The organism is Micromonospora sp. NPDC047521, from assembly GCF_055587305.1.
In genome coordinates this window covers 737,017-754,000 of record NZ_JBVJGN010000001.1, presented here as the reverse complement: position 1 = coordinate 754,000, position 16,984 = coordinate 737,017, and the positions used below count along the sequence as shown (strand labels likewise).

Below are 16,984 nucleotides of genomic sequence, written 5' to 3'. Positions count from 1 at the left end.
ACGTTCAGAGGTACGCGGCGAAGTGTTCGGCGACCAGGTCGGTCAACTGGTCGCCGTCGAACGTCCCGTCGACCCGGATCACCCGTACGTCCAGCCGCTCGGCCTGGGCGACCGCGTCGGCCGTCACCAGTTCGTCCCGCGCCCAGCGGTTACGCAGGGCCCGTTCGGGATCACTGAGGCCCGGTACGGCGAAGCTGGCCCGTGGCAGCCGTGCCATCTGGTGGGCGCGGAACTCGGCGGTGGGTGTCAGCACCACCATCTGCCGTACCGAATCGACGACGGGTGCCACCAGCTCCGGCCGTAGCCCCCACCCCTCGGCCACCACGCGGCGGCCGGGCACCAGCGCGCTCAGGTCGTCAAGCACCCAGGCGAAGCGACGGGGGAAGGCGGCCAGGGTGTCGGCCGCCATCCGGGCCGGATCGGTGCGGACCCAGGTGGTCTCCGGGTCGGGCCCTGCTGGCGGTTCGCCCCGCCGGACCCGGTCGGCGATGCGCCTGTCGTCGTGGCCGCGCGCGTCGTGCCTGTCGTAGAGGTACGCGGTGAGCCCGTGCCGCAGGGCGAGCGTGACGGCGACAGTCGACTTGCCGGCCCACTGTCCGCCGCCGATCCACAGGGCCCGCCGGGCGGTGGCTGTCGCATCGAATTCCATGCACCGACCCTGGCCTCCGGACACGCCAAGATCAAGTCTTGTTTCTGCTGGTGGGCCGTGATGAAGTAGGGGAAGAGAGGCGACCTCGACAAGTGCCTAGACCTCGTGCGCCTCGATGACCCTGGTGTTCGGCGCGGCTTCTCCGAGGGCGGCACGCAGGGCGGCCCGCTCCGGGTCGACGAGGAACGACTCGTACCCGGCCCGGTCCGCGAAACGGATCACGTGCACCTCGCACTGCCCGTCGACGCTACGCAGCCGCCGCTCCAACCCGCCGCCGTGCCGGCCGAGCAGGGCCAGCACCGTGTCCTCGTAGCGTTGCCCGGCGGCCTCGGCCCCGGTGGGATACTCCACGACTGCGACGAGAGTGAGCATGGCGGTCACGCTACCCATCGATGCCGACGGCCGTGGTGCTGGTGACGGGCCTTGCCGGTGGCGGCGGGGACGGGGCGTCAGGCGCGCTGGGCCATCACCGCCACCCGGGGCAGCGCCTCCGGATCCGGCACGTCGGTGAGCAGGTCGTCGACGGCGGTGACGTGCTTCGGCACCCAGCCGGCGTCCGTCAGCGCGGCGAGCACGTCGGCGACCCGGTGTGCCGTGTTGGTGATCGTCGTGGCGAAGGGGGTCGTACGCCCGTCGTCGGTGCGCAGCTCACCTGTGATGTGCAGCGGGCGGCGCTCGCCGTCGAGCGGGCCACGGGCCGCCACGACGGATGCCGTGCCATCCTCCCGACTGACAGGTGGGACGTCGGCGCTGAGCCCTCTGATCGTGGACATGTCGAAGCCGAACCAGCCGCCCGGGGTGACCGCCGCGTGGACGCGACGCAGGTAGGCGCTCACCCGGTCGAGCTCACCCACGTGGTTGACGATGTCGTACGTGGAGAGCGCGAACGCGCAGGGGCGCGGCACCTCGAAGTCCGTGGCGTCCGCGGTCAGCAGCACCGCGTCGGTGCCGGTCAGCCGCTCGCGGGCGCGGGCGATCATGGCCGCCGACACGTCGACCCCGACGACCCGGTAGCCGGCGGCGGCGAACCGGGCGGCCACGATGCCCGTGCCGCAGCCGACGTCGAGCAGGCTCCGTTCGGCTCCCGGTGCCAGGTGCGCGTGCAGGCGCAGCCACGCCTCGCCCATCCGCTCCGGGTACGGCGCCCAGAAGCGGTCGTACGCCGTGGCGAAGGCGTCAATGTATTCGGCCATCGGGTTGCCTTTCGTAGTGCCGGACGGAGGAACTGGCCAACGGGACGAGCGCGGCTACGAAGATCACCCCGGCCAGGCAGAGCAGGGCCGGCCGTACGCCGATCTCGGGTACGACGAAGCCGGCGGCGATCATGACCGGTGGCCCGAGACCCACCGCCCCCAGCCACTCGTACGCGCTCACGCGGGACATCGCCTCGACCGGCACCTCGGACTGGACTGTCGTCTCCCACAGCACCCCGAAGACGTCGAACGCCACGCCGGCCAGTACTGCGGCGAGCACCACGGCTGGCAGCGCGGCACCGGAGCCGAGCAACAGCGCCGGCAGTCCCAGCATCGACACGGCAAGCACTGCCACGCGCAGCGGCCGGGTCGTCCGGACCCGCATCGCGACAAGCACCCCGGCGAACATGCCCACCGCGTACCCGGCGAGGACTGCCGACCACGCGCCCGCGCCACCGAGGTGGGTCCGGGCGACCAGCGGGCCCGCGAGCCCGAAGGTGACCCCGACGGCGGCGTTGACCACCGCCGCGGCGAGCACGATCTGCCACAGCCAGCGCCGCCTGACGAACTCGCGCCAACCCTCCCGGAGTTGGGCGGGCAGGTTCCGGCCGGTCGTCCGGCGGGCCCGGTCGAGGCGGAGCCGCGCGAGGAGACCGGCGGCGACGGCGAACGTCGCGGTGTCCAGGGCCAGCGCCCAGCCCGGCCCCAGCCAGGCGATCAGCGTGCCGCCGGCGGCGAAGCCCGCCACCGTCGCGGTGTTCGTGCCCAGCCGCAGCACGGCGTTGCCACGTTGCCGTGCCCCGGGCGCGACCAGTTCGGCGGTCAGCCCGTTCAGGGAGGGCAGCAGCAGCGCCGAGGCGGTGCCGGCGACGGCCGCGCAGAGGGCGAGGATGGCGACGCCCGCCCGCCCGGTCAGGACGAGGACAGTCATCGCGGCGTACGCCGTGCCGCACATCAGCTCCGCCGCCACGAGTACGAGGTGGCGCGGCAGCCGGTCGCCGATGACGCCGCCGAACAGCATCAACGCGATCCTGGGCACCGAGATCGCGGCGAGCACGAGGGACAGCGCCGGAGCCGACCCGTCGGGCAGGTCGAGCACGGCGAAGGTCAGCGCGAGCGGGCCCATGGCGTTGCCGAAGACGGAGATCGTCCGGGCGGCGGCGAACTGGACGAACCGGCGCTCGCGCAGGGGATCCGTGACCTCCACCGTGTCGGTCACGTCCGGTGCCGGCGGACCGGCGCCCGCCACCGTGTCGGTCACGTCCGGTGCCGGCGGACCGGCGCCCGCCACCGTGTCGGTCATGCCCGGTCCGGGCGGACCAGCGCCTGCCACCGCGCCACCGGCTCGCCCGAGTCGAGCACGTGCAGCAGCGGCTGGCGGGCCACCACCGGGCAGACGTGCCCGGGCAGGACCCGCACCTCGTCGCCCACGCTCACCGAGTCGGCGTGGACCGGCGTGCCGTCGAGGCCCGTCATCACGACACCGCTCATCCAGGTCTGGTCGGCGCCCGTGAGCAGCTCGTCGGCGTCGGTGCGCGGCACCGGTCCGTCGGTACCGGTGACGGTCGCGGTGACGGCTATCGCGACCGCCTCGCTGTCGCACTCGCCCAGCCGGGCGAGCCCGCCGTCGAGCAGGGCGTACGCGCCGGCGCAGACCTCGGTCACGCCGGCGACGTCAAGCGCGCCGAGAAGGGTCGGTGTGCCGCCGACGCTCACCGTCGGGCAGGCCGCTCCGGTGGCCCGGATGCGCCGCGCGACCGACACCAGCAGTTGCGCCTGGTGGCGGCCCATTTCGAAGCGGTCGCGGGCGGCAACGGGATCGGTGATCCCCACGTACCCGGTCACGCCCGTCAGGCGCAGCCCGTCGGTCCCCGCGATCGACTCGGCAAGCTTCCCGGCCGCCTCCGGGTCGACGCCGCCCCGGTGCAGGCCGGTGTCGACCTCGATCCGCACGTCGAGTGCGACTCCGTACGCCACGGCGGACGCGCCGAGGCCGGCCACCGTGTCGGGGTGGTCGACGTGCACAGTCACCGCGCAGCGCCGCGCCAGCCGGGCGAACCTGTCCCACCGCCACGGGTCGCGCCACGGCCACGCCACCACGACGTCGGTCACGCCCACCGCCAGGTAGGCCTCGGCCTCGGCCGCGGAGTGGACGGCGACGCCCACCGCGCCCGCGGCCACCTGCCGGGCGGCGATCTCGGGCGTACGGTGCCCCTTGACGTGTGCGCGCAGTGCGACGCCTGCCTCGTCGGCGAGGGCGCCGTACCGCGCGATGTTCGCGTCGAGCCGGGCCAGGTCGACGGTGATCCTCGGCGTCATTCGCCCCGTCCGTGCCAGGCGTCCGGGGGGAAGGAGAAGGCGGCCTCGCCACCGTCGAGCATCGCCGCCTGCCGGTCCCGTTCGGCGGGATGCGGCACGCCGACGCCTGACACCCCGAGGAAGATCTCCTCCGACCAGGACAGGCCGAGGGTGTCCTCGACGGGCTCGTCCCGGGTGGCGGCGGTGAAGAACGTCCCGAGACCGAGCGCGGTCGCGGTGAGGTAGACGGTCTGACTCAGGTGGCCGACGTCGAGCAGGAGCGCCCGGTACGCCCGCGCCGCCGGATATTTCCACACGGTCCGGTCGAGGACCGCCGCGTACATCAGCAGGAAGCCGGCCTGGGCGGCGTGTGGCTGCCCACCGCACCACTCGCGCAGCCGCTCCTCGCCGCTCGCGTCGGTGAGCCGCACCAGCTCGTGGCGGCGCACGGAGTAGTGGTAGACGCCGGGCTCCACCCCCGCCACGTCGCGGATCACCGGGTAGACCTCGACCGGATGGCGGGATCCGCCGGACGGCACTGTCTTCATCAACGCCGTCCCGACTCCCGCGACATCCACCTCGCGCCTGACCCCGGCCGTCCACCGCAGGAGGGCGGCGAACGCCGACAGCGGCACCGGGGTCTCGGGATCGAACCATCGCGTCGACCGCCGGGCGTCGAGGACCCTTGTGAAGTCGACGGCCGGCGGGTCGGTGCGGGGCAGGGCGGTGCGGGGCCCCTCGTATTCCTTGACCGGATCCGGCTGGGTGGTCTTGGCACGCAGCACGGCGGCGTCCTCGGCGGCGGAGCGGAAGACGTCCTTGCCGAGGGTGCGGCTGGCCAGGTGGTAGTAGGTGGCCGCCGGGCCCAGGTCGCGCCAGGCGGCGAGACGTTCCTCCTGGGCGTGTTCCGACGAACCCTCGGCGACGAGGACGTGCGCGGCGAGGAGCTGCTGCGCGAGCTTGCCGGTGGGCTCGGCCCAGTCGGCGTAGTCGCGCAGCAGCCGCTCCGCCTCAACAGTCAGCGCGAACTGCCGGTGCCGCAGCGGATCGTCACAGACGAGCTGACCATCACGCCACAGAAAGACGACCAGCCGCGACACACGGACACGCACGACTGGTCAGGACTCGACCGGCGGCTCCAGGCAGGTCAGCTCCTGGTCGTAGTCGTCCGATGCCACGGGCTCGAAGGCCTCAACCTGCTCGGTCATGCGGGTCTCCCTCACTAATCGGCGTTGATCACTGGACCGCATCGACCGTATCAGTAAGTCCACTGTGAACACACCCCCTGTGGAGGCCCGACTACGCGGGGATGCCGACCGCCTCGGCGCTGGCCGACCAGAGCCGGGCCGCGAGTCCGGGGTCGGCGGCCTTGCGGTACGGCCGGCGGGGTCGGCGGTTGTAGTAGTAGCCGCCGTGCACCAGCCGGGCCGGGTCCTGGTTGGCCAGCCAGACCAGCGTTCCGGCGGCGCTCTCCGGGCTGCGGAACGGCAGGACCCGCATGCCGAACGCGACAAGCCTGCTGTCGTTGGCGAACCGGGTGCGCACCACCCCCGGGTGGAAGCTGTACGCCGGGATGTGCGGCCAGCGGCGGGCCGCCTCGGCGGTGAACAGGATGTTCGCCTGCTTGCTGGTGCCGTACGCGCCCATCGGCCGGTAGCGGCGCAGCGGGCTGTTCAGGTCGTCCGGGTTGAGCCTGCCGAAGCGGTGCGCGCCGGAGGCGGTGACCACGATCCGGCCGATCCGGTCGGCGAGCATGTTGGTCAGCAGGAACGGGGCCAGGTGGTTGGCCTGGATCGACATCTCGAAGCCGTCGACGGTGGTGAGCGGTTGCAGCGCGATCGCGCCCGCGTTGTTGGCGAGCACGTCGATGCGGTCGTACGTGTCGCGCAGCCGCTCGGCGAGCCCGCGTACGTCGTCGAGCACCGCGAAGTCGGCCCGGAACAGCTCCGGACGCTCACCCGAGGCTTCCCGCACGCGTTCCGCGGCGGCCTGGAGGCGGGCCGGGTCGCGCCCGACCAGCACCACCTGGTCACCACGGCACGCCAGGTGCTCGGCGGCGGCCAGCCCGATGCCGGAGCTGGCTCCGGTCACCACCACCAGTCGACGCCCAGTGAGATCTTCCACAGGTGCATTCACCCCGGTCATGGCGCGAGGTTACCGTGGCGTCACTACGCCCTTTGGGATCGTTAAGTTTCTCGGATCTGTCGTCAGCTGGCGTCGGCGTGCCCGCCGGACGCTGGAAGGAGTGCACCCATGGCCGCAGTCGGTCGTCCCCGCCGGTCCTGCCTCGCCGTACCCGGTTCCAGCGTCAAGATGCTCGGCAAGGCGCAGGGCCTCCCGGCCGACCAGGTCTTCCTCGACCTGGAGGACGCCGTCGCCCCGCTGGCCAAGCCGGACGCGCGCAAAAACATCGTTGCCGCTCTCAACGAGGGCGACTGGGCCGGCAAGACCCGGGTGGTCCGGGTCAACGACCTGACCACCCCGTGGACCTACCGGGACGTCATCGAGGTCGTCGAGGGCGCCGGCGCGAACCTGGACTGCATCATGCTGCCCAAGGTGCAGAACGCCGAGCAGGTGCACTGGCTGGACCTGCTGCTCACCCAGATCGAGAAGTCGCTCGGCCTGGAGGTCGGCCGGATCGGCATCGAGGCGCAGATCGAGAACGCCGCCGGCCTGGTCAACGTGGACGCCATCGCGGGTGCCTCGCCTCGGGTGGAGACCATCATCTTCGGCCCCGCCGACTTCATGGCCTCGATCAACATGAGGTCGCTGGTGGTGGGCGCGCTCATCCCCGACTATCCGGGCGACCCGTACCACTACATCCTCATGCGGATCCTGATGGCCGCCCGGATGCACGACAAGCAGGCCATCGACGGCCCGTTCCTGCAGATCCGCGACGTGGACGGGTTCCGCGAGGTGGCGAAGCGTTCGGCGGCGCTGGGCTTCGACGGCAAGTGGGTGCTGCACCCGGGCCAGATCGACGCCGCCAACGAGGTGTACCAGCCGGCGCAGGCCGACTACGACCACGCCGAGCTGATCCTCGACGCGTACGAGCACTACACCTCGGAGGCTGGCGGCAAGCTGGGCGCGGTGATGCTCGGCGACGAGATGATCGACGAGGCGTCCCGCAAGATGGCGCTCGTGATCGCCGCCAAGGGCCGGGCCGCCGGAATGAGCCGTACGTCGTCCTTCACCCCACCGGAGTGACAGGCGGGGTCGGGGTGGGCACCACTGGTGATCACCCCGACCCTCGGCGGTGCGCCGTCAGTAGCCGCTGTCGCTGCTGGCGCCGGTCGTGATCGCGAGGACGATCACCACGATGTAGAAGATGATGAGCAGCACCAGGAGCGCGGTGAGGATCCAGCCGATGATGATGGCCGCCTTCGCCATCCCCTCGCCGCCCTCACCGGTGAGCCGGATCTGCTTCTGAGCCACGTGGCCGAGGATCGCGCCGACCGGCGCGGTGATGCAGGACGCGAAGCCGACCAGGGCCAGCACCAGCGCCGCGATGGCCATCCCGTTGGTCTTCGGGGCCGGCGGGTAGCCGTAGCCGGGGTACTGCGGTGGATACCCAGCCGGGCCGTACCCGGGCGGGGGATATCCGGGCACCGGCTGGCCCGGTGGGGGCTGCGCGCCGGCGTACGGGTCGATCGGCGCGTACGGGTCCGCCGGGCCGGGCTGGGTGGGCACCGGCTGACCGGCCACGAGGGTCGGGTCCGGCGGCGCGCTGGACGGCTGCGCCGACCACGTGGGGTCGGTCCAGCCGCCGGGCGGTGGGGAATTGGTCATGCGAAGTCTCCGTCAGGTCGGGGTGCGCCGTCAGGGTAGCCAGCGTCGGGTAAACACGACGCCCCCGCTACCGGGTGCCGCGTTGCTCGGGCCGGTCGCAACGGGCAGGATCCCTGGCATGGCAATAGACGCGCGCGCTGCGGACCGCTCCGGCAGCCGACCGAGACGGGACGTCAGCCGGCCCGGCATGGCGCGACGGGCCCGTGCGGCCACGCCGGCCGGCGGTCCCGGCCCTGACGAGCCTGTCGCGCTCGCCGACCCGGTGACCATGCGGCTCGACGGGCGGGTCGCCCTCGTGACGGGGGCGGGCAGCGCGGACGGCATCGGGTACGCCACGGCCCGCCGTCTCGCCGACCTGGGCGCCCGGGTGGCTATCGTCTCGACCACGCGGCGCATCCACGACCGGGCCGGTGAGCTGGGCGTGACCGGCTTCGTCGCCGACCTGACCGACGAGTCCGAGGTCGGCGCTCTGGCCGACGCGGTCGCCGAGCAGTTGGGCGACGTGGAGGTGTTGGTCAACAACGCCGGCCTGGCGAGCCGGGCCAGCCCGGAGGTGCTGCGGCCGGTCGCGCAGTTGACCTACGACGAGTGGCGCGGCGAGATCGACCGCAACCTGACCACCGCCTTCTTGTGCAGCAGGGCGTTCATCGGCGGGATGGCGGAGCGCGGCTGGGGCCGGATCGTCAACCTGTCGGCCACGGCCGGTCCGGTCAACGCGCTGCCCACCGAGGCCGCGTACGCGGCGGCGAAGGCAGGGGTGGTCGGGCTGACCCGGGCGCTGGCCATGGAAATGATCGCCGACGGGGTGACGGTGAACGCGGTGGCGCCCGGCACCATCTACACAGCGGCGTCCACGATGGCCGAGATCAAGCAGGGGCTTGGCACACCAGTGGGTCGACCGGGCACTCCGGACGAGGTCGCCGCGGCTATCAGTTTCCTCTGCTCACCGGCCGCCTCGTACATCACAGGTCAGATGCTCGTGGTGGACGGGGGCAACAGCGTCCGGGAGGCCCGCTTCCGCTGACCGGCGTGGCCGATCAGTAGCCGCCGCTGTCGCCGGTGTTGCTGAAGATCACCAGGGCCAGCCAGCCACAGCAGGCCAGCACTGTGAGTCCGGTGAAGACGTACCCGAGGATCAGCCCCCACGTGGCGAGCTGGTCGCCCTCCTCGCCGCTGGTACGGATCTGCCGCTTGGCCACGTGGCCGAGGACTGCGCCGGCCGGGGGGAACACGAAGGCGAACACCAGGGACAGGATCGCCAGCACGTTCGTGCCCCGCCCCGGACCGGCCGACTGTGGGCCGTACTGGCCGTAGGGGCCCTGCGCGCCGTACGGCGGCTGTTGGCCCCAGTGCCCCGCCTGGTGCGGCCCGGGCTGCCCGTACGGCGACGGTTCGTCCGCCGGCGGCCCGTACGGCGAGCGCTCCGGGGGCGGCTCGTGGGACGGCTGGCCCGGCGCGTACGGCGACTGGTCCCGGGGTGGCTCGTAGGGTGACGGCGGTGGCTCGTCGCCAGGTCCCGACGGCGGCGGGTGGCTCACGGCGTCGTCCTCCTGCCGGTGTCGGAAACGTCCCTCTTGCCGGACGCTACCCGCAGCGGTGAACCTTTTCACAGCGGTTGTGTGGACTGGTCACCTTGGCCTCGCCGGTCCGGGAGCCGATACTGACCGAGCGTTCAGTTACCCATGAGTAGTGCGCTGATCCCCGGAGGCTGAGATGGCTCGACTCGCCCAGACACCCGGCCTGACCGACGTGCAGCAGTCGATTCTGGAGACCGTCCGGGAGTTCGCCGACAAGGAGATCATCCCGCACGCCCAGCGGCTGGAGCACGCCGACGAGTACCCCACCGACATCCTCGACGGGATGCGCGAGATGGGGCTGTTCGGCCTCACCATCGACGAGGAGTACGGCGGGCTCGGCGAGTCGCTGCTCACCTACGCGCTAGTGGTGGAGCAGCTGTCCCGGGGCTGGATGTCGATCTCCGGCATCGTCAACACGCACTTCATCGTGGCGTACCTGATCTCCCAGCACGGCTCCGCCGAGCAGAAGTCCCGCCTGCTGCCCAGGATGGCCACCGGCGAGGTGCGCGGCGCCTTCTCGATGTCCGAGCCGGAGACCGGTTCCGACGTCTCCGCGATCAAGTCCCGCGCGGTCCGCGACGGCGACAGCTACGTGCTCAACGGGCAGAAGATGTGGCTGACCAACGGGGCGTACTCCTCGGTGGTGGCCACGCTGGTCAAGACCGACACCGGCGCCGAGTCGGTGTACGGCAACATGAGCACCTTCCTGCTGGAGAAGGAGCCGGGCTTCGGCGAGACCGCCCCCGGCCTCACCATCCCCGGCAAGATCGACAAGATGGGCTACAAGGGCGTCGAGACCACCGAGATGGTGCTCGACGGCGTGACGGTGCCCGACTCGGCCATCCTCGGCGGCGCCGACAAGGTGGGCCGCGGCTTCTACCAGATGATGGACGGCATCGAGGTCGGCCGCGTCAACGTGGCTGCCCGTGCCTGCGGCATCTCCATCCGCGCCTTCGAGCTGGCCGTGCAGTACGCCCAGCAGCGCAAGACCTTCGGCCAGCCGCTCGCCAAGCACCAGGCGATCGCCTTCAAGCTCGCCGAGATGGGTACGAAGATCGAGGCCGCGCACGCCCTGATGGTCAACGCCGCCCGGCTCAAGGACGCCGGCCAGCGCAACGACGTCGAGGCAGGCATGGCCAAGCTGCTCGCGTCCGAGTACTGCGCCGAGGTCGTGCAGGAGGCGTTCCGCATCCACGGCGGCTACGGCTACTCCAAGGAGTACGAGATCGAGCGGCTGATGCGCGAGGCACCGTTCCTGCTCATCGGCGAGGGCACCTCCGAGATCCAGAAGACAATCATCTCCCGCGGCCTGCTCAAGGAGTACAAGCTCTAATGTCCGCGCGGCCCGTCCGCCGCCCGTCGAGCAACTGATGGCCTCGAACGTGATGACTCAGAGGTATGAAAATGACTCTGAGGTATCACGCTCACCCCACTATCGTCCGCGACATGCCCAGTGCTCCGGCCCGACCGTGAGGCCCACCCCGCCCTGGTGGGCGGACCTGATGGCGATCAGTGACCTGCTCGCCGCCGAGGACGAAACCGAGGCCGACCGGTGGCGGGAAGACGTGGAGCCTGGGGAGCCCGGGTACGACCTGCCCCTACTTCTGCGCCTGACGCACCTGGCCCAGGTGTTCGCTGAACGGGTGCGGGATCTGACGCCACAGCAACGCAGGAACGTCCTCCACATCCTGGACGAGGTCCTCGAATCCGGTGACCAGCATCAGGCAGACGCCGTTGCCACGGGTTTCCTCGAATCCCTCGTGACCGCCGCGGATGCCGGGTTCGACCTGCGGCAGATATGGAGCGATCTCGGACCACGATCACAGGCCTACTGTCGTGCTTGGGACGCCTTCCTGGGGATCGAGTCACACGACTGGATGCGTGAGTCGTAGCGGGCGAGGCGGGCGGCTGCTCAGCGGAGGCGGGTCAGGCCGGCGGCGGCGCGTTCGACGATGAGGCAGCGGTCCTCGACGTAGTCCATTCCCGCCTCCTCGGCGATCCGCCGCGCCTCCGCCGAAACGATGCCCAGCTGCAACCAGACGGCCGGGGCGCCGATCGCCGCCGCGTCCCGGACCACCTGTACGGCGTCGGCGGCCGGCCGGAACACGTCCACCAGGTCGACGGGGTGCGGGATGTCGGCAAGCGTCTTGTACGCCCGCTCGCCGAAGAGTTCGTCGACAGTCGGGTTGACCGGAATGATGCGCCACCCGTACCGCTGCATCTGCAACGGCACGCTGTGCGCGGCCTTGCGCGGGTCGCGGGACGCGCCCACGACGGCGATCACGGCGGAGTCGGCGAGGATCTGCTGAGCGGTACGCACCCGCCGACTGTAGCTCCGGCCTCGGCCTAGAGCAGGGTGAGCTGCTCGGCGTCCGGCGGTGGTGGCGGCTCGGGCAGGCTGCGGTTGTCACCCGTCTCGGCGCGGTGCAGGCCGTGGCGGCGGGCCGCGATGCGCACCCGCGCGGTCAACTCCCGCTGGTACGCCTGCGGCGCGTAGGAGCCGGCCCGGTACAGCTCGCGGTAGCGGGGCACGAGGTGCGGATACTCCCGGCCCAGCCAGTGCGCGTACCACTCGCGGGCGCCGTGACGCAGGTGCAGGGCCAGCGGGGTCACACTGCTCGCCCCGGCGGCGGCGATCGCCGACACGGTCGCGTCGATGGACTCGTCGCTGTCACTGAGGCCGGGCAGGATCGGTGCCATCAGCACCCCGACCGAGAAGCCGGCGTCGGCGAGCGCCCGGACCGCGTCCAGTCGGCGGCGCGGGTGCGGTGTGCCCGGCTCGACGCTGCGCCACAGCTGCTCGTCGACGAACCCCACCGAGAAGGAGATGCCGACCCTGGTCACCTGGGCGGCCTCGCGCAGCAGGGGCAGGTCCCGCAGGATCAGCGTGCCCTTGGTCAGGATCGAGAACGGGTTGGCGAAGTCGCGCAGGACCGCGATGATCTGCGGCATCAGCCGGTAGCGCCCCTCGGCGCGCTGGTAGCAGTCCACGTTCGTGCCCATCGCCACGTGCGCGCCCCGCCACCTCGGGGCGGCCAGCTCCCGCCGCACCAGCTCGCCGGCGTTGACCTTGACGATCACCTTCCGGTCGAAGTCGACACCGGCATCAAGATCGAGATAAGTGTGAGTATTTCTCGCGAAACAGTAAACGCAGGCATGGGAACAGCCTCGGTACGGGTTGATCGTCCACTCGAACGGCACGCGGGACTGCCCGGGCACCCGGTTGAGGATGGACTTGGCCTGCACCTCGTAGAAGGTCATCCCGGCGAACTCGGGGGTGTCGAAGGTGCGGGCGACGGCGCCGGGCAGCGCCAGCGGCAGGGGTGGCGTCGCTGGCGCTGCCCGCTCGGGGTCTCCCTCAACCGGGGGAGCGGTGAGGTTGTCCCAGCGCATGGGCACTATTCGAACACGTGTACGAGATCGACGCAAGTGACCCGCCGGACACCGGTGACTGATCCACGGTGCGGCGGGGGAGGATGGACGGCATGGAGACGTCGACCTTCGTCTACGACGGTGACTGCGCGTTCTGCACGACCTGCGCGGAGTTCATCGAACGCCGGATCCCCACCACCGCGCGGGTGGTGCCCTGGCAGTTCGCCGACCTCGACGCGCTCGGCCTCACGACGGCCGAGTGCGAGGAGGCCGTGCAGTGGGTCGGTGCTGACGGCTCCCGCGCCGCCGGACCGGACGCCATCGCGAAGCTGCTCGCCGCGAGCGGCCCGTTGTGGCGGGTCGCCGGGGCCGGCCTGCGGTTTCCACCGGCCCGCGCGGCGGCCTGGCCTCTGTACCGCTGGGTGGCGCGCAACAGGCATCGCCTGCCGGGCGGTACGGCCGCCTGCTCGCTGCCGCAGGAAGCCCGGGAGCGGCTCTACGGCCCGGCCGGTCGCCCGACCACCGGGGCCTGATCGCCGAGCGACACGGATGCCGGGTCCGGCTCCGTGCCGGGCTCGGCCGGGTCGTCGACCGCGCCCGTCACGGGCCCGGGCGCGGGGCGGCCGGCGAGGCGGCGGGCCCAGACGATCGGGCGGACCCGCTCCAGCGGCAGGAAGCTGGTCATCGCGGCCAGGTGCGGCGCGAACGAGATGGTGATGGTCGCGATGGTGACCGCGTGGAACGAGTAGAAGAAGCCGACCATGGCGAGTCGCCAGCGGGGTGGCAGGAAGAAGACCACAGGGCTGAGCAGCTCGAACGCCACGATGCCGAACTGGGCGACGATCAGCAGGTAGGGCACCTGAGCGACAAGGTCGGCCAGGTCGGTGCCGCGCCTGATGATCGCCCGGGCCAGCACGGAGCCGGTCAGCCAGTCCAGCCCGCCGAAGCGCAGTTTGGCGAAGGCGGCCAGGAAGTACGTGCAGATCACCGCTATCTGGGTGACGCGCAGGGCCCAGCCGCCGGCCTCGGTGCGTGTGGTGTCGCCGTGCCGGGCCCGACCGGCGGTGGGCAGTACGGCAAGCGCGACGAGCAGCCCGAACCGGTCGTGGTCGACCTTCCCGTAGCTCATCGCGATGATCATCCACTCCAGGTACAGCGCGCAGACCGCCCAGCCGAGCAGTCGCGGTGCCCGTCCGGTGGCGGCGAGGAGCGCGAGCACCAGCAGGGACCAGAAGATCACCGCGACCACCGCCGCGGTAGGCGTCGGCAGGTGGAGCAGGCGGCCGATCAGCAGTGGTTGGTAGAGGTCGCCGGGCACGCTGACCCGGGTGCGTACCCAGGGGGTGAAGATCACCAGGTCGGCGGCCACGAAGAGGTAGATCACGGTCCGGAACGCGGCCACCCGCCCCCGGGGCACGGCCTCGGTCAGCCAGCGGGTCATCGGGATGCCTGCCAACGGACGACCGTCTCGTCGGTGTGCTGCCCGGTCGGCCGGCCGGCGCGGATGCCGTGCCAGCGGATCACGATGCGGACCTCGACCAGCGCGGGGGCGTCCGGGTGGCGTTCGGCGTACGCGTCGGCGACCTCGGTGAGCAGCGCCGGGTCGGCGGCGTACCGGGCCTGCTGGCCCTCGATCTCGGCGCGGCGGATGCCTGTCGCGTTCTGATCGAGGTCGATCACGGCCCCGGCGGTGTTCACGCCCTCGACCCGGGTGTCCGGCGCGGGTGCGTTCGGCGGGTTCGAGGTGGAGTACATCCGGAACGGGCCGAACGGGAAGTCGTCGTCGCTGCCCCAGAAGGTGCCGACGACCAGCAGGGCGAGGCCGAGTGCGGTCGCGCCGAGCCGGGTCACGCGCCCGCGGGTGGTCAGGGTCTCCATCGGGTCGTGACGATACGGGATGTACCGACCGTGTCGGGTCCCACCGACGGTCACTTCGGTCTGCCCGGGAAGCTGATCATGCGCATTTCCTCCGGGTACGACGAAGGCCGGGCCCGTACCGGGCCCGGCCTGCGCATGTCGTCGTGGGGACGACTCAGTGGTTGTGCTCGGCCAGCTGCTTGCGGACGTCGTCCATGTCCAGTGCCTCGACCTGCTCGATCAGGTTCTCCAGGGCGGACTCGGGAAGCGCGCCCGGCTGGGCGAAGACGATGACGCCGTCGCGGATCGCCATGATCGTCGGGATCGACCGGATGTCGAACTTGGCGCCCAACTCCTGCTGGGCCTCGGTGTCGACCTTGCCGAAGACGATGTTCTGGTGCTTCTCCGAGGAGCGCTCGTAGACCGGGGCGAACCGCTTGCACGGGCCACACCAGTCGGCCCAGAAGTCGACCAGGACGATGCCGTCGTTGCCGGTCACCTCGTCGAAGTTCGCCGAGGTCAGCTCAACGGTTGCCATTGCACTCTCCGATCACCGCGGTTTACCTACGTCCCGTAGAACCAGGGCTGACCGTATCGAATTCCCGGCCGGTGGGGCGCGAAACGTGCCCCGGGCTGCCCGGGGCCCCCGCGAGTCATCGATCCGCGTCTGTCCGTGCCGGTCGTGCGGAACGCAAGTGCACGACGCACTTGCGTGACCAGCCGTGATGGGAGCGTTTCCAGGGAGATCCACGCGATTGAGCACTACGAATCGGTAACTTGAGCCTTGACAAGGAGGTATCCGGCCTGCGGAGATCGCCGATCAACTCATGTTTCGTCACGCACAGTAGTGTTACAAAAAGATAAATGTGACCTCGATCTCTGTCGAACCTACGCTGCCGTAGGGCAGAATTCCTCGCATCAGAGCGTGGGCGGCGGGTGCCGGGGAGGGCCCCGCCGCTCATTGCGTCTCCCCCCGTGCGAGTGACAGGTGTGACATTTCCGCCGTGGTCACGCCCCACCGATCGCCTTAACCACCGGTAAGGCATGCTGTGCCGAACTCCATCGCCGCCCGTCGAAGGGGACCAGGATGCAGTTCGGCCGCTACTACGAGGAGTTCGAGGTCGGCGCGGTCTACCGGCACTGGCCGGGCAAGACCGTCACCGAGTACGACGACCACCTCTTCTGTCTGCTCACCATGAACCACCACCCGTTGCACATGGACGCGCACTACGCCGAGTCGGCCAGCCAGTTCAAGCGCAACGTCGTGGTCGGCAACTACATCTACTCGCTGCTGCTCGGCATGTCCGTGCCGGACGTCAGCGGCAAGGCGATCGCCAACCTGGAGGTCGAGTCGCTGCGGCACGTGGCGCCCACCTTCCACGGCGACACCATCTACGGCGAGACCACGGTGCTGGACAAGCGGGAGTCCGGCTCCAAGCCGGACCGGGGCGTGGTGTCGGTGGAGACCCGCGGCTACAACCAGGACGGCACCATGGTCTGCGTCTTCCGTCGCAAGGTCATGGTCCCCAAGCGGGAGTACGCGGCAAGCGCCGTCCCCGACGGGGTGGACCCGGAGCGCCCGAGCTTCCCCACCCCGCGCTGAACGCACGTGGCGTCCCGAACGCCGCACCACCAGGGCTCCTTCCCCTCAGCAGGTTCTGCCGGGGTCGGGCCCTGGTCCCGTTTCGGGGCATATGCTGACGCCGGAGGTTCCGATGAGCCACTCCGTCGCCGGAGAGCCGTCCTCTGCCGGCCGCCGTGCCGCACCGCTGACCACCGCTGCCTACTCCGCCGCCGAATGGGACCTGCTCACGAGCCTTCCCGGTCGGGTGCTCGTTGCTGCCGCCGCTCCCGGGCCGGGCCGTCCCGAGCGGGGCGTCCCGGCGGGCCTCGCCGGCCTGGACGCGGTGGCGGCCGGTCGGGCCTTCGACAGTGACCTCGTCCGTGCCGTCGTCGCCGCGATCTACGCCCGCCACGACGGCGCCCCACAGCCCGGCGAGCGACTCACCGACCTGGTGGATCTGCTGGCCGCCTGCCGGGCGGCGGTCCGGGTCCTGCGCCGACGCGCCGACCCCGCCGACTCTGCCGCGTACCGCCAGTGGGTGCAGTCGGTCGCGGCCCGGGTCTGCCGGGCGGCACCGGGCGCTGCCGGTCAGCCGCCGAGCCCGGCCGACAGGCGTTTCCTGGACCGGCTCGGCCGCGCGCTCGGATTGGGCTGACATCGGCGGGCCGTCGCGGCGGGCGCCGCG

The 16,984-nt window shown here is 71.3% G+C and carries 21 protein-coding genes; 7 read left to right on the top strand and 14 right to left on the bottom strand.

Annotated elements, in window-relative coordinates; translation table 11 throughout:
- Nucleotides 1-4 precede the first annotated feature (4 nt).
- The 7 genes from ACZ6N8_RS03625 to ACZ6N8_RS03595 form a co-directional block, all read right to left on the bottom strand.
- Nucleotides 5-649, bottom strand: a complete 645-nt coding sequence (locus tag ACZ6N8_RS03625) for a hypothetical protein (RefSeq protein WP_466007214.1) — start codon at nucleotides 647-649, stop codon at nucleotides 5-7.
- Nucleotides 650-745: 96 nt separating this feature from the next.
- Entirely contained in the window at nucleotides 746-1,021 is a 276-nt protein-coding gene (locus tag ACZ6N8_RS03620) for a hypothetical protein (RefSeq protein ID WP_364368507.1), read from the bottom strand.
- Between the two features lie 77 nt (nucleotides 1,022-1,098).
- A complete protein-coding gene (locus ACZ6N8_RS03615) occupies nucleotides 1,099-1,842 on the bottom strand; it encodes a class I SAM-dependent DNA methyltransferase (protein WP_466007212.1) in 744 nt (247 codons plus the stop codon).
- Complete coding sequence (locus tag ACZ6N8_RS03610) at nucleotides 1,826-3,145, bottom strand: MFS transporter (RefSeq protein ID WP_466007210.1); 1,320 nt, start codon at nucleotides 3,143-3,145, stop codon at nucleotides 1,826-1,828. The genes ACZ6N8_RS03615 and ACZ6N8_RS03610 overlap by 17 nt, the downstream gene beginning before the upstream one ends.
- Entirely contained in the window at nucleotides 3,142-4,161 is a 1,020-nt protein-coding gene (locus tag ACZ6N8_RS03605) for an alanine racemase (protein WP_466007208.1), read from the bottom strand. Before ACZ6N8_RS03605 ends, ACZ6N8_RS03610 begins: the two co-directional genes overlap by 4 nt.
- Nucleotides 4,158-5,252, bottom strand: a complete 1,095-nt coding sequence (locus ACZ6N8_RS03600) for a SagB/ThcOx family dehydrogenase (protein WP_466007206.1) — start codon at nucleotides 5,250-5,252, stop codon at nucleotides 4,158-4,160. The genes ACZ6N8_RS03605 and ACZ6N8_RS03600 overlap by 4 nt, the downstream gene beginning before the upstream one ends.
- 187 nt (nucleotides 5,253-5,439) lie before the next feature.
- Nucleotides 5,440-6,264 carry an SDR family NAD(P)-dependent oxidoreductase gene (locus ACZ6N8_RS03595; RefSeq protein ID WP_466007322.1) on the bottom strand — a complete coding sequence of 275 codons (825 nt, stop codon included), beginning with the start codon at nucleotides 6,262-6,264 and terminating at the stop codon, nucleotides 5,440-5,442.
- A gap of 129 nt (nucleotides 6,265-6,393) precedes the next feature.
- Between ACZ6N8_RS03595 and ACZ6N8_RS03590 the strand changes: the two genes are divergently transcribed.
- Nucleotides 6,394-7,347 (top strand): HpcH/HpaI aldolase/citrate lyase family protein, encoded by a 954-nt coding sequence (locus tag ACZ6N8_RS03590; RefSeq protein ID WP_466007204.1) that lies wholly within the window; start codon nucleotides 6,394-6,396, stop codon nucleotides 7,345-7,347.
- Nucleotides 7,348-7,404: 57 nt separating this feature from the next.
- Here ACZ6N8_RS03590 and ACZ6N8_RS03585 read toward each other — a convergent pair whose 3' ends face one another.
- Complete coding sequence (locus ACZ6N8_RS03585) at nucleotides 7,405-7,929, bottom strand: DUF4190 domain-containing protein (RefSeq protein WP_466007203.1); 525 nt, start codon at nucleotides 7,927-7,929, stop codon at nucleotides 7,405-7,407.
- 187 nt (nucleotides 7,930-8,116) lie between these two features.
- Here ACZ6N8_RS03585 and ACZ6N8_RS03580 point away from each other — a divergent pair, with 187 nt between their 5' ends.
- Complete coding sequence (locus ACZ6N8_RS03580) at nucleotides 8,117-8,953, top strand: SDR family NAD(P)-dependent oxidoreductase (protein WP_208760839.1); 837 nt, start codon at nucleotides 8,117-8,119, stop codon at nucleotides 8,951-8,953.
- 13 nt (nucleotides 8,954-8,966) lie between these two features.
- On the opposite strand, the gene ACZ6N8_RS03575 is transcribed toward ACZ6N8_RS03580, so the two are convergent.
- Nucleotides 8,967-9,467, bottom strand: coding sequence for a DUF4190 domain-containing protein (locus ACZ6N8_RS03575; protein WP_466007201.1), 501 nt, complete (start codon nucleotides 9,465-9,467; stop codon nucleotides 8,967-8,969).
- Nucleotides 9,468-9,642: 175 nt separating this feature from the next.
- Here ACZ6N8_RS03575 and ACZ6N8_RS03570 point away from each other — a divergent pair, with 175 nt between their 5' ends.
- Both ACZ6N8_RS03570 and ACZ6N8_RS03565 read left to right on the top strand, forming a co-directional pair.
- On the top strand, nucleotides 9,643-10,839 hold the full coding sequence (locus ACZ6N8_RS03570) for an acyl-CoA dehydrogenase family protein (protein WP_400305871.1): 1,197 nt from the start codon (nucleotides 9,643-9,645) through the stop codon (nucleotides 10,837-10,839).
- A gap of 169 nt (nucleotides 10,840-11,008) precedes the next feature.
- Complete coding sequence (locus tag ACZ6N8_RS03565) at nucleotides 11,009-11,398, top strand: DUF7674 family protein (RefSeq protein WP_466007199.1); 390 nt, start codon at nucleotides 11,009-11,011, stop codon at nucleotides 11,396-11,398.
- A gap of 20 nt (nucleotides 11,399-11,418) precedes the next feature.
- On the opposite strand, the gene ACZ6N8_RS03560 is transcribed toward ACZ6N8_RS03565, so the two are convergent.
- Together ACZ6N8_RS03560 and ACZ6N8_RS03555 are read right to left on the bottom strand one after the other, a co-directional pair.
- A complete protein-coding gene (locus ACZ6N8_RS03560) occupies nucleotides 11,419-11,826 on the bottom strand; it encodes a CoA-binding protein (RefSeq protein ID WP_466007197.1) in 408 nt (135 codons plus the stop codon).
- 26 nt (nucleotides 11,827-11,852) lie between these two features.
- On the bottom strand, nucleotides 11,853-12,899 hold the full coding sequence (locus ACZ6N8_RS03555; RefSeq protein ID WP_466007195.1) for an Rv2578c family radical SAM protein: 1,047 nt from the start codon (nucleotides 12,897-12,899) through the stop codon (nucleotides 11,853-11,855).
- Nucleotides 12,900-12,991: 92 nt separating this feature from the next.
- On the opposite strand from ACZ6N8_RS03555, the gene ACZ6N8_RS03550 reads away from it, so the two are divergent.
- Complete coding sequence (locus ACZ6N8_RS03550; protein WP_364368474.1) at nucleotides 12,992-13,411, top strand: thiol-disulfide oxidoreductase DCC family protein; 420 nt, start codon at nucleotides 12,992-12,994, stop codon at nucleotides 13,409-13,411.
- On the opposite strand, the gene ACZ6N8_RS03545 is transcribed toward ACZ6N8_RS03550, so the two are convergent.
- The 3 genes from ACZ6N8_RS03545 to trxA form a co-directional block, all read right to left on the bottom strand.
- The gene (locus ACZ6N8_RS03545; RefSeq protein WP_466007319.1) at nucleotides 13,375-14,319 is read right to left on the bottom strand and encodes an MFS transporter permease; all 945 of its coding nucleotides are present in this window, start codon (nucleotides 14,317-14,319) and stop codon (nucleotides 13,375-13,377) included. The genes ACZ6N8_RS03550 and ACZ6N8_RS03545 overlap by 37 nt on opposite strands.
- Nucleotides 14,316-14,756: a hypothetical protein gene (locus ACZ6N8_RS03540; RefSeq protein ID WP_466007193.1), complete on the bottom strand. Its 441-nt coding sequence runs from the start codon at nucleotides 14,754-14,756 to the stop codon at nucleotides 14,316-14,318. The genes ACZ6N8_RS03545 and ACZ6N8_RS03540 overlap by 4 nt, the downstream gene beginning before the upstream one ends.
- Nucleotides 14,757-14,910: 154 nt before the next feature.
- A complete protein-coding gene (gene trxA, locus ACZ6N8_RS03535; RefSeq protein ID WP_030329190.1) occupies nucleotides 14,911-15,273 on the bottom strand; it encodes a thioredoxin in 363 nt (120 codons plus the stop codon).
- A gap of 549 nt (nucleotides 15,274-15,822) precedes the next feature.
- On the opposite strand from trxA, the gene ACZ6N8_RS03530 reads away from it, so the two are divergent.
- Together ACZ6N8_RS03530 and ACZ6N8_RS03525 are read left to right on the top strand one after the other, a co-directional pair.
- Complete coding sequence (locus tag ACZ6N8_RS03530; protein WP_139582462.1) at nucleotides 15,823-16,338, top strand: MaoC family dehydratase; 516 nt, start codon at nucleotides 15,823-15,825, stop codon at nucleotides 16,336-16,338.
- Nucleotides 16,339-16,429: 91 nt separating this feature from the next.
- Nucleotides 16,430-16,954 carry a hypothetical protein gene (locus ACZ6N8_RS03525; RefSeq protein WP_387111437.1) on the top strand — a complete coding sequence of 175 codons (525 nt, stop codon included), beginning with the start codon at nucleotides 16,430-16,432 and terminating at the stop codon, nucleotides 16,952-16,954.
- The last annotated feature ends 30 nt before the right edge of the window (nucleotides 16,955-16,984 follow it).

Coding starts and splice junctions, on each gene's coding strand:
- ACZ6N8_RS03625 (WP_466007214.1), bottom strand. CDS start 649: ATGGAATTCGATGCGACAGCCACCGCCCGGCGGGCCCTGTGGATCGGC.
- ACZ6N8_RS03620 (WP_364368507.1), bottom strand. CDS start 1,021: ATGCTCACTCTCGTCGCAGTCGTGGAGTATCCCACCGGGGCCGAGGCC.
- ACZ6N8_RS03615 (WP_466007212.1), bottom strand. CDS start 1,842: ATGGCCGAATACATTGACGCCTTCGCCACGGCGTACGACCGCTTCTGG.
- ACZ6N8_RS03610 (WP_466007210.1), bottom strand. CDS start 3,145: ATGACCGACACGGTGGCGGGCGCCGGTCCGCCGGCACCGGACGTGACC.
- ACZ6N8_RS03605 (WP_466007208.1), bottom strand. CDS start 4,161: ATGACGCCGAGGATCACCGTCGACCTGGCCCGGCTCGACGCGAACATC.
- ACZ6N8_RS03590 (WP_466007204.1), top strand. CDS start 6,394: ATGGCCGCAGTCGGTCGTCCCCGCCGGTCCTGCCTCGCCGTACCCGGT.
- ACZ6N8_RS03585 (WP_466007203.1), bottom strand. CDS start 7,929: ATGACCAATTCCCCACCGCCCGGCGGCTGGACCGACCCCACGTGGTCG.
- ACZ6N8_RS03580 (WP_208760839.1), top strand. CDS start 8,117: ATGGCGCGACGGGCCCGTGCGGCCACGCCGGCCGGCGGTCCCGGCCCT.
- ACZ6N8_RS03570 (WP_400305871.1), top strand. CDS start 9,643: ATGGCTCGACTCGCCCAGACACCCGGCCTGACCGACGTGCAGCAGTCG.
- ACZ6N8_RS03565 (WP_466007199.1), top strand. CDS start 11,009: ATGGCGATCAGTGACCTGCTCGCCGCCGAGGACGAAACCGAGGCCGAC.
- ACZ6N8_RS03555 (WP_466007195.1), bottom strand. CDS start 12,899: ATGCGCTGGGACAACCTCACCGCTCCCCCGGTTGAGGGAGACCCCGAG.
- ACZ6N8_RS03550 (WP_364368474.1), top strand. CDS start 12,992: ATGGAGACGTCGACCTTCGTCTACGACGGTGACTGCGCGTTCTGCACG.
- ACZ6N8_RS03545 (WP_466007319.1), bottom strand. CDS start 14,319: ATGACCCGCTGGCTGACCGAGGCCGTGCCCCGGGGGCGGGTGGCCGCG.
- ACZ6N8_RS03540 (WP_466007193.1), bottom strand. CDS start 14,756: ATGGAGACCCTGACCACCCGCGGGCGCGTGACCCGGCTCGGCGCGACC.
- trxA (WP_030329190.1), bottom strand. CDS start 15,273: ATGGCAACCGTTGAGCTGACCTCGGCGAACTTCGACGAGGTGACCGGC.
- ACZ6N8_RS03530 (WP_139582462.1), top strand. CDS start 15,823: ATGCAGTTCGGCCGCTACTACGAGGAGTTCGAGGTCGGCGCGGTCTAC.
- ACZ6N8_RS03525 (WP_387111437.1), top strand. CDS start 16,430: ATGCTGACGCCGGAGGTTCCGATGAGCCACTCCGTCGCCGGAGAGCCG.